Raw genomic sequence first — 9,307 nt, forward strand, 5'->3', positions numbered from 1 at the left:
GTTGGGCCGTGGGGGAGGCGATGCAGTGCAGGGAAAGGGTGCCCGGCTCGGGGCCTGTCGCCGATGTGGTTACTATAACGGTAATCATTGTCGATTGGGCCCTGGGTCCGGCACGGAGTGCGGGCCGTGCGGCAGGAGACAGCACCTGTGACGACAACACCGCCGCCTGCCTCCGGGAGGGGCGACCCCGACCGCTCTGTACTGCGCGATGCGGCGTTCCTTCGCCTCTGGTCAGGAAACACGGCCTCGGGTCTCGCGACCTGGGCGCTGCCGTTCGTTCTCGGGCTCGCGGTGCTGGAGCGTTCCCTGTCTCCGTCCGCTCTGGGCCTCGTGCTCGCTGCCCGTACGGTCGGGTTCTTGGCGGCGGTGCCGGTCAGCGGCGTGCTCGCCGACCGCCGGTCGCGCCGCGAGATGGTGCTGTGGGCGGGGTTGTCCGCCGCCGCCGCGACACCGCTCATCGCACTGGGGCTGGGGCGCTCGGTGGCGCTCATGGCCGTGGCCGCCGCCCTCTCAGGGGCCGGTCAGGGCGCGTGCCGTCCGGCGTTCCAGGCTCTGACCGCCGAGGTGGTGGAGGCCGCGCGGCGCCAGCGGGCCAACGCCGCCATGACCCTGGCCGTACGGGTGACCACGCTCGTCGCTCCTGCCATGGCGGCCCTGCTCGCGATGGTCCTGGACGCCCGCGGCCTGCTGCTCGGCATCGCCCTGCTCTGGCTGGTGGCCGCGCTGGCACCCCCGCCGGGCGGCCCGGCGCCGACCGCCACCGGGCGGGAACGGGCCGGATTCTTCGCCGAGTTCGCCGAGGGCGTCGCCGAGGCCCGCCGGCACCCGTGGTTCCTGGCCGGCCTGGCCGCGCTGACGGCGGTCATCGCCACCGGCTATTCGGCCACCGGCGTGGCGCTGCCCCTGATCAGCCGCGACCGGTACGGCAGCGAGGCGGTGCTGGCCGGCGCCGCGACCGCCTACATCGTCGGCGCGCTGATCGGCGCCCTGGCCATTTCCCGCTGGCGGCCCCGCGCCCAGGGCTGGAACGCGCTGGCCGGCCTCGCCCTCTACGCCCTCGCACCGCTCAGCCTGCTGCTGCCCGTGCACCCATGGGTGATCATCACCGCCTACGTCATGACCGGCATCGGCATCGAGTTGTTCAACGTGCCCTGGTTCACCGCCACGCAGCGGGAGATCGAGCCGGGAAAGCTGGCCCGCGTCTCGTCCCTGGACTTCCTGCTGTCGTACGGGCTCGCCCCGCTCGGGCTCGCCCTCATAGCGCCCGCCATGAACGCCTTCGGCCCCGAGCCCGTCCTCGGCGCATGCGCGGCTGTCTGTCTCCTGGCCCCGGCCGCCGCGGCGCTCGTCCCCGGCGCCCGTCACTTCTCCAACAAGCCTCCCAGACAGGCGCCCGTGCGCATCACCAAGACCGTGTAGGCACCGAGGGCCCCCGCCCCGACCTCGGCCACCGAGGTGGCGGGAGTCAGCCGCGCCCGCGGGCGCAGGCGGGGCAGGTGCCGAAGATCTCCACGGTGTGGTCGATGTCGGTGAAACCGGCCTCTTCGGCGACGCGTTCGGCCCAGCGTTCGACCACGCCGCCCTCGACCTCGATGCTGCTGCCGCAGGAGCGGCAGGTCACGTGGTGGTGATGGCCGCTGCTCTCGCAGCGGCGGTAGAGGGTCTCGCCGTTCTGGTCCTGGATGGCGTCGACCGTGCCGTCCTGGCGGAGGGCCTGCAGGTGGCGGTAGACCGTGGCGAGCCCGGTGCGCTCACCGCGGCGTCGCAGCTCACCGTGGATGTCCTGGGCGCTGCGGAACTCCGGGAGCTCGGCCAGGACCTGACCGATGATCACGCCCTGCCGGGTCCCGCGGACGCGTGTCCCTCCGCCCGCCGGGGACGTCCGCTGCGCGGGACCGCGGGATGGACCTGTGTTCATGATGCCCGCCCTGTCCGATCAGCATCTCGATTGGGTGGCTGACCTGCCCTGGATCAGTCATTTGCACGCTATCAATCCGCAGGACGCGGCTTCGCCCCGTCGCGCACAAGCCCGATGAGGACGGAGATGCTCGCCCGGATGCGGCCATAGGCGCGGTGCCCGGCGGGGCGAGAGGCGTCGCGGATAGCTACGGCCCCACGGACACTGTCGGTGCCATCGCGTTTAATCGAAGGGTGGACGTCGAAAAGCGCATCATCGAGCTGACCGCCGAGGTCAGGCGGCTGAACGACCTGTACTACGGCTCCGGCGACAGCCCGCTGCCGGACGCGGACTACGACGCGCTCAAGGACGAGCTGGCGGCGCTGGTCGCCGAGCATCCCGAGCTGGAGCCGGCCGACAGCCCGCTCGGCAAGGTCAACGCGCCGGCGGAGCTCACGGGGCCGACCGTGCGCCACGCGCGTCCGATGCTCTCGCTGGCGAAGGCGACGAGCGAGGAGCAGATCAGCACGTTCTGCGAGCGGTTCAGCGGGCAGGTCTTCCGCGTGTCGGAGAAGCTCGACGGGCTTTCGCTCAGCGTCGTCTACACCGGCGGGGAGCTCGACTACGTCGCCACGCGCGGCACCGGCACGGTCGGCGAGCTGGTGACCGGGAAGGTGCGCCACGTGATCCCGGGCCTGCCGCTCCGGATCGAGGAGCAGGGGCGCGTCGAGGTCCGCGGCGAGGCGGTGATGCTGCGGTCGGTGTGGGCCGCCTACAACGAGGCGCACCCCGACAAGACGCTGACCAACCCGCGGTCGGGCGCCGCAGGGACGCTGGTGCTGAAGGACCCCGAGGCCGCCGCGAAGGCCCAGCGGCTGCTGCGGTTCTTCGCGTTCGGCGCGGACCGCGACGGCGCCGCCGTCCCGGTCCCGGCGGAGTTCGAGCCGGTCGCCCAGTACGTGTGCGCGACGGCCGCCGAGGTGATGGACGCGATCCACGAGATCGGCGGCCGCCGCGACGGGCTGGACTACGAGATCGACGGCGCGGTCGTGCGGCTGCACGAGCCGGCGGCGTTCGACGCGGCGGGCTTCAACAGCGCCGAGCCGCGCGGGGCGATCGCGTTCAAGTACCCGCCGGAGGAGAAGCTGACGACGCTGCTGTCGGTCGAGTGGCCGGTCGGCAAGATCGGCCGCGTCCCGCCCCGCGCGAAGGTCGCGCCGGTGTTCGTCGGCGGCGTGACGGTGGAGAACATCACCCTGCACAACCCGCGGCTGATCCGCGAGCGCGACCTGCGCATCGGCGACACGGTCGCCGTCGTGCGGCGCGGCGACGTGATCCCGTTCGCGGGCCGCTCGCTGCCGGAACGGCGCGACGGGAGCGAGGCCGAGATCGTCCCGCCGGCGGACTGCCCCTCGTGCGGTTCCGGCCTGGAGGTCCGCGGCACCGGCGAGGAGCGCTGGTGCGTGAACCTGCAGTGCCCGGCCCAGGCGACGCGCCGCCTGATGCACTGGGCCTCGCGCCAGGCGGCCGACATGGAGGGCGTCGGCGACGTCTGGATCGAGAAGCTCGCCGAGGACGGCGTGCTCAAGAACCGCAGCGACCTCTACGACCTGACGGCCGAGCAGCTGCTCGGCTACGAGCGGATGGGCGAGGTCAGCGCCGGGAACATGGTCGACTCGATCGCGTCCTCCAAGGACATGGGGCTGCGGCGGGCGCTGATCGGGCTGGCGATCCCGATGGCCTCCGAGGGCACGGCCAAGCGCCTGTGCCTGGCCGGCTACGAGCGCATCGAGGACGTCGCGGCGGCGACGGCCGAGGACCTGGTGGCCATCCGCGACATCGGGCCGAAGGCCGCCGAGAGCATCGTGGCGTTCTTCGCCCGCGCCGAGGTCCAGGCGGAGATCGCGGCGCTGCGCGAGCGCGGGGTGAACCTCGACGTGCTGCCCGAGGACCGCCCGGTCGACACGGCGGCGGCGGGCGACTCGCCGCTCAAGGGCACGACGGTCGTGATCACCGGCGCGTTCACCGACCCGCGCTCGGGCGCGAAGATCAGCCGGCCGGACGTCACGCGCCTGGTCGAGCAGGCGGCGGCCACGGCCACCTCGTCGGTGTCGGCCGGCACCGACTACCTGCTCGCCGGCGCCAACGTCGGCGCCGCGAAGACGGGCAAGGCCGAGAAGCTCGGGGTCACGGTCGTCGACCAGGACGAACTGTGGCGCTGGCTGGCCGAGGCCGGCGTCATCTAACGCACCCGGCAACTGACGGACCCGGCCGCCACCGGCGAGACGGTCCGGGCCGGTTGGCGCGTCAATGCCGCCAGCTGAGGATTTGGGCTTGCTCGCTCTGGACGGGTGGGCCGTGGTCAGTGTTGCAGCACCGCGTCCGGGCCGCCTTCTGCCAGGAGGCGGCCTTCCTTGAGGAGGAGGCAGTGGTCGGCGCGGGCGGCGGCGCCGGCGTCGTGCGTCGCGTGGACGATGGTGACGCCGCTCTCGGTGAGCTCGTCGAAGATGCCGAGGATCCGGTTCTGGGCGTCCTGGTCCAGGCCGGCCGCGGGTTCGTCGAGCAGCAGGAGATCGGACCGCTGGGCGAGGCCCTGGGCGATCAGGGTGCGCTGGTACTGGCCGCCGGACAGCTCGCCGAGCTGCGCCTTGGCGAGCTCGGTGATGCCGGCGCGTTCCATGCACTCGCAGACCACGGTCTTGTCGTGCCTGGTGAGGCGTCTCCACCAGCCGCGATCGGCCCAGCGTCCCATGGCGACCGCGCTCCGCACGGTCATGGGGAGGGTGGCCGGGACCGCGGCGCGCTGGAGCACCAGCGCGGGTCGCTGCGAGCAGGAACGCTCGATCGTCCCGCCGGACGGGGCGAGCGTGCCCGCGAGCACGCCGAGCAGGGTCGACTTTCCCGAGCCGTTGTGCCCGACCAGGGCGGTCACGCGCGATCGAGGGACGAGGGCCGTGATGTCGTACAGCACCGGCGCGGGTCCGTAACCCGCCCGCACCTCGCGCATTGTGATCGCCGTCTCGCTCACTGGCACTCTCCCATGTTGCGAATGATAACGGTTTTCATTATATGGTGCGGTGCATGGAATGGCTTCTCGCCCCGTTCGGGGTGTCTTTCGTTGAGCGGGCGCTGTGGGGCGGGCTGCTGGTCTCGGGCATATGCGCGCTTGCCGGCACGTGGGTGGTGCTGCGCGGCATGGCCTTCCTCGGCGACGCGATGTCGCACGGCATGCTGCCCGGCGTGGCGGCGGCGTCGCTGCTGGAGGGAAGCCTCTTCCTCGGCGCCGTGCTGAGCGCCGGCGCGATGGCGCTGGGCGTCACGGCGCTGTCGCGCTCGTCCCGCCTGTCGCAGGACACCAGCATCGGGCTGCTGTTCGTCGGGATGCTCGCCACCGGCGTGATCCTGGTGTCGCACTCGCAGAGTTTCGCGGTCGACCTGACCGCCTTCCTGTTCGGGGACGTGCTGGCGGTGCGCCCGGGCGACCTGGTGGTGCTGGCGGTGGCGCTGGGCGCCGCGGCCGTCATCACGGCGGTGGCGCATCGTTCGTTCACCGCGCTCGCCTTCGATCCGCGCAAGGCCCGCACTCTGGGCATGCGGCCGCGGCTCGCCCAGACGCTGCTGCTGTGCCTGCTGACCCTGGCGATCACCGCGTCCTTCCACGTCGTGGGCACGCTGCTGGTGTTCGGGCTGCTGATCGCGCCGCCCGCGGCGGTGGTGCTGTGGGCGCGCAGCGTCCCGCTGGTCATGGCGGGTGCGGCGCTGCTCGGCGCGCTCTCGACGGTCACCGGACTGCTGGTGTCGTGGCATCTGGGGACCGCGGCCGGAGCGACGATCGCCGCGGTCGCCGTGGCCTTCTTCTTCCTGTCCGCGCTGGCGGCGGAACTGCGCGGGCGCCGGTCGCACGGCGCATCCCCGTCCTCGGACCGCATGGCTCCGGACGGACCCGCACGAAAGGAACTCGGGTACACCTCATGATCTGTGGCAGCACGGGCGGTGGCCGGATGCGCGCATCGGTGGCCGCCGCCGCGACGGGAATCCTGCTCACCCTGCTCGGCGGGTGCGGCGCCTCCGGAGGCGAGGACGGTTCCGCGGGCGCCGGGCCCACTCCGCACGGCCATGTCGAGGGAGCCGAGGAGACGGCCGAGCCGCAGTGGCGGCTGATCCTGGCCGACGCGCAGGGTGGCCGGATCCACTCCCTGGACCCGGCCACCGGCAAGAGCGTCCCGGTCGGCGAGGCCGCCGGGCTCACCGCGATGCGGACCGACGGCCGCCACGCCTACCTGACCACCGGCGACGCCCAGCGCGTCATCGACACAGGGGTCTGGACGGTCGACCACGGTGACCACGTCCACTACTACCGCGCCCCCGCCCGCACCGTGGGCGACCTGCCCGCCGCGGGGACTCCCGAGGTGGCCGGCGACCTCGCCGTGACCACGCTGGCCGCGGGCGGCACAGCGCGCGTGCTGGACCGGAAGGCGCTCGACGACGGGAAGATCCAGGAGCCGGCGCGGGTCGAGGCCACCGTCGCGGTGCCGTACGCGGGGCACCTGCTGGCCGCCTCGGACGGGACCGGGCACGTCGCCGTCCACGACCGCAAGGGACACCGGATCTCCCAGCTGCCCGAGTCCTGTCCCGAGCCGCGAGGGCAGGCGATCACCCGGCGCGGCGCCGTCCTCGGCTGCTCGGACGGGGCCCTGCTGGTGACCGGCGAGGACGGGAGATTCGCTGCGGAGAAGATCCCCTACCCCGGCGAGGTGCCCGCCGAGGAGCGGGCGCTGGAGTTCCGTCACCGTCCCGGATCGAACGTGCTGGCGGCGACCGCCGGCGACAAGGGCGCCTGGGTGCTCGACATCGCCGCCAGGACATGGAACAGGGTCGGCGGATCCGTTCCCGCGGTCGCGGTGAGCGCGGCCGGCGAGGACTCCCCGGTCCTCCTGCTCGGACGGGACGGCGTCCTGCGCTCCTACGACCCGGGCACGGGAAAGCAGGAAGCAGACACGAAGCTGCTCAAGGACACCGGCTCACCGAAGGACACCGGCGGCACGCGGCCCTCACCGGTGATCCAGGTGGACACCATGCGCGCCTACGTCAACGACCCCGCCGGAAACGCCGTCCACGAGATCGACTACAACGACGACCTCCGTCTGGCCCGCTCGTTCAAGCTCCCCTTCGCCCCCGCGCACATGGTGGAGACGGGATGGTGACCGCCACTCCGCGCTCCCGTGGCCTGCGGCGTGCCACCGGACTGCTGGTCGCGCTGTGCCTGGCCGTGACCGGATGCTCCGCGCTGGGCCCCGAACGGTCCGGTGTGGTCGTCACCACCAACATCCTGGGCGACATCACCCGCACCATCGTCGGCGACCAGGCCGAGGTGACGGTGCTGATGAAGCCCGGCGCCGATCCGCACTCCTTCGGCGTCTCCGCCCAGCAGGCCGCCCGCATCGAGAACGCCGCGCTGCTCGTCCACAACGGGCTGGGCCTGGAGGAAGGCGTGGCACGCAACATCAAGGCCGCCCGCGACCAGGGAGTGCCGGCGCTCGCCGTGGGGGAGGGGACCGACCCGATCACCTACACCGAGGGACGGACCGCGCGCCAGCACGACCCGCACTTCTGGACCGACCCCGTCCGGGTGGCCAAGGCAATCGACCTCATCACCACCCGGGTGACCGAGCATGTCGACGGCGTCGACGCCGCACAGGTCCGCGCCAACGCGGCCAGGTACCGCACCCAGGTCACGGCCCTGGACACCCGGATGCGCCGCGAGTTCGCCGAGATCCCGCCCGAACGCCGCAAGCTCGTCACCAACCACCACGTCTTCGGCTACCTGGCCCGGCGCTACGGCTTCGAAGTCATCGGGGCCGTCATCCCCAGCGGCACCACGCTGGCCTCGCCCAGCGGCTCGGACCTGAAGTCGCTGGCCGACGCCGTCCGGAAAGCCGGCGTGCCGGCCGTCTTCGCCGACTCCTCGCAGCCGGACCGGCTCGCCCAGGTCATGGCGCATGAGGCCGGGCTGCGCATCGACATCGTCCCGCTCTACTCCGAATCGCTCACCGGCCCCGACGGCGGCGCGCCCACCTACCTGCGGATGATGCGCGCCAACACCGACGCGATCAGCGCCGGGCTCGCCACCGGATGAACCCACCGGACACCCCCATGGATGTCGCCCCCAACAAGGAACAGAGAGCTGAAATGAAACGCTCGACGCACCCGAGGCCGCACGCCAAGGCGGTTCTCCCCGCCGCGATGGTCACGCTCGGCCTCGTCCTCACCGCCTGCGGCCAGGACGACCCCGACCCCACCGCACAGGAGACCTCGGCGCCCGCCACGGCCAAGGTCCAGGACCCGCTGGTGATGACCTACGACGGCGGCCTGTCCATCATCGACAGCACCACGCTCAAGGTCGTGCAGAACATCCCCCTGGAGGGGTTCAACCGCGTCAACCCCGCCGGAAACGACCGCCACGTCATGGTCTCCACCTCCACCGGGTTCCGCGTCCTGGACGCCGCCGGCGCCCAGCTCACCAAGGACGAGTTCACCGCACCCGAACCCGGCCACGTCGTCCACCACGCGGGCAAGACCGTGTTGTTCTCCGACGGCACCGGCAAGGTCACCACCTTCGACCCCCGCCGACTCGGCGACGGGCTCCCGGAGGCGTCCAACCACACCACCCAGCACCCCCACCACGGCGTGGCCATCGAACTCACCAACGGCTCACTGCTGGTCACCCTCGGCACCGAGGAGGAGCGCACCGGCGCCCAGATCCTCGACAAGAACCGCAAGGAGACCGCCCGCAACGAGGAATGCCCGGGCGTGCACGGCGAGGCCACCGCCAAGGACGAGGCCGTCCTCATCGGCTGCGAGAACGGCGCCCTCCTCTACAAGGACGGCGAGTTCACCAAGGTCAAGGCGCCCGACGAGTACGGACGCATCGGCAACCAGGCCGGCCACGAGGAGTCCCCGATCGTCCTGGGCGACTACAAGACCGACCCCGACGCCGAACTCGAACGTCCCGAGCGGGTCTCCCTGATCGACACCCGCACCGGCGACCTCAAACTCGTCGACCTGGGCACCAGCTACACCTTCCGGTCCCTGGGACGCGGCCCGCACGGCGAAGCCCTGGTCCTGGGCACCGACGGCGCCCTGCACGTCATCGACCCCGAACGCGGCGAGGTCACCGAGAAGATCAAGATCATGGACAAGTGGCGCGAGCCGCTGGAATGGCAGCAGCCCCGCCCCACCCTCCACGTCCGTGACCACACCGCCTACGTCACCGACCCCGATGCCAAGACGCTCTACGCCGTCGACATCGAATCCGGCGAGGTCAAGACCAAGGCCCAACTGCCGCAAACCCCCAACGAACTCACCAGCACCTGACCGTCACCAAGACCGCTTTTCCATACAGTCCTAGAC

The 9,307-nt window shown here is 72.0% G+C and carries 8 protein-coding genes; 6 read left to right on the forward strand and 2 right to left on the reverse strand.

The window, feature by feature from the left end:
* Positions 1–201 precede the first annotated feature (201 nt).
* Positions 202–1,419 (forward strand): MFS transporter, encoded by a 1,218-nt coding sequence (locus tag E1285_RS40475; protein ID WP_243723395.1) that lies wholly within the window; start codon positions 202–204, stop codon positions 1,417–1,419.
* 46 nt (positions 1,420–1,465) lie between these two features.
* Here E1285_RS40475 and E1285_RS40480 read toward each other — a convergent pair whose 3' ends face one another.
* Positions 1,466–1,918 (reverse strand): Fur family transcriptional regulator, encoded by a 453-nt coding sequence (locus E1285_RS40480; RefSeq protein ID WP_132159903.1) that lies wholly within the window; start codon positions 1,916–1,918, stop codon positions 1,466–1,468.
* 233 nt (positions 1,919–2,151) lie between these two features.
* On the opposite strand from E1285_RS40480, the gene ligA reads away from it, so the two are divergent.
* Positions 2,152–4,143 carry an NAD-dependent DNA ligase LigA gene (ligA, locus tag E1285_RS40485; protein WP_132159904.1) on the forward strand — a complete coding sequence of 664 codons (1,992 nt, stop codon included), beginning with the start codon at positions 2,152–2,154 and terminating at the stop codon, positions 4,141–4,143.
* Between the two features lie 116 nt (positions 4,144–4,259).
* Here the strand turns inward: ligA and aztA are convergent, their stop codons facing one another.
* A complete protein-coding gene (aztA, locus tag E1285_RS40490; RefSeq protein WP_132159909.1) occupies positions 4,260–4,904 on the reverse strand; it encodes a zinc ABC transporter ATP-binding protein AztA in 645 nt (214 codons plus the stop codon).
* A gap of 74 nt (positions 4,905–4,978) precedes the next feature.
* Here aztA and aztB point away from each other — a divergent pair, with 74 nt between their 5' ends.
* Genes aztB through aztD form a run of 4 tightly spaced genes read left to right on the forward strand, consistent with a single transcriptional unit; the run spans position 4,979 to position 9,271 of the window.
* A complete protein-coding gene (aztB, locus tag E1285_RS40495; RefSeq protein ID WP_132159905.1) occupies positions 4,979–5,872 on the forward strand; it encodes a zinc ABC transporter permease AztB in 894 nt (297 codons plus the stop codon).
* Positions 5,873–5,898: 26 nt separating this feature from the next.
* Positions 5,899–7,101, forward strand: coding sequence for a hypothetical protein (locus E1285_RS40500; protein WP_207947183.1), 1,203 nt, complete (start codon positions 5,899–5,901; stop codon positions 7,099–7,101).
* The gene (gene aztC, locus E1285_RS40505) at positions 7,095–8,033 is read left to right on the forward strand and encodes a zinc ABC transporter substrate-binding protein AztC (RefSeq protein ID WP_132159907.1); all 939 of its coding nucleotides are present in this window, start codon (positions 7,095–7,097) and stop codon (positions 8,031–8,033) included. Before E1285_RS40500 ends, aztC begins: the two co-directional genes overlap by 7 nt.
* Positions 8,034–8,086: 53 nt before the next feature.
* Positions 8,087–9,271, forward strand: coding sequence for a zinc metallochaperone AztD (aztD, locus tag E1285_RS40510; protein WP_132159908.1), 1,185 nt, complete (start codon positions 8,087–8,089; stop codon positions 9,269–9,271).
* The last annotated feature ends 36 nt before the right edge of the window (positions 9,272–9,307 follow it).

This window comes from Actinomadura sp. 7K507 (assembly GCF_004348425.1).
Taxonomy (GTDB): domain Bacteria; phylum Actinomycetota; class Actinomycetes; order Streptosporangiales; family Streptosporangiaceae; genus Spirillospora.

Excerpts from the sequence above, each read along its gene's own strand:
- E1285_RS40480 (WP_132159903.1), bottom strand. The coding sequence starts at position 1,918 with ATGAACACAGGTCCATCCCGCGGTCCCGCGCAGCGGACGTCCCCGGCG.
- aztA (WP_132159909.1), bottom strand. The coding sequence starts at position 4,904 with ATGCGCGAGGTGCGGGCGGGTTACGGACCCGCGCCGGTGCTGTACGAC.
- aztB (WP_132159905.1), top strand. The coding sequence starts at position 4,979 with ATGGAATGGCTTCTCGCCCCGTTCGGGGTGTCTTTCGTTGAGCGGGCG.
- E1285_RS40500 (WP_207947183.1), top strand. The coding sequence starts at position 5,899 with ATGCGCGCATCGGTGGCCGCCGCCGCGACGGGAATCCTGCTCACCCTG.
- aztC (WP_132159907.1), top strand. The coding sequence starts at position 7,095 with ATGGTGACCGCCACTCCGCGCTCCCGTGGCCTGCGGCGTGCCACCGGA.
- aztD (WP_132159908.1), top strand. The coding sequence starts at position 8,087 with ATGAAACGCTCGACGCACCCGAGGCCGCACGCCAAGGCGGTTCTCCCC.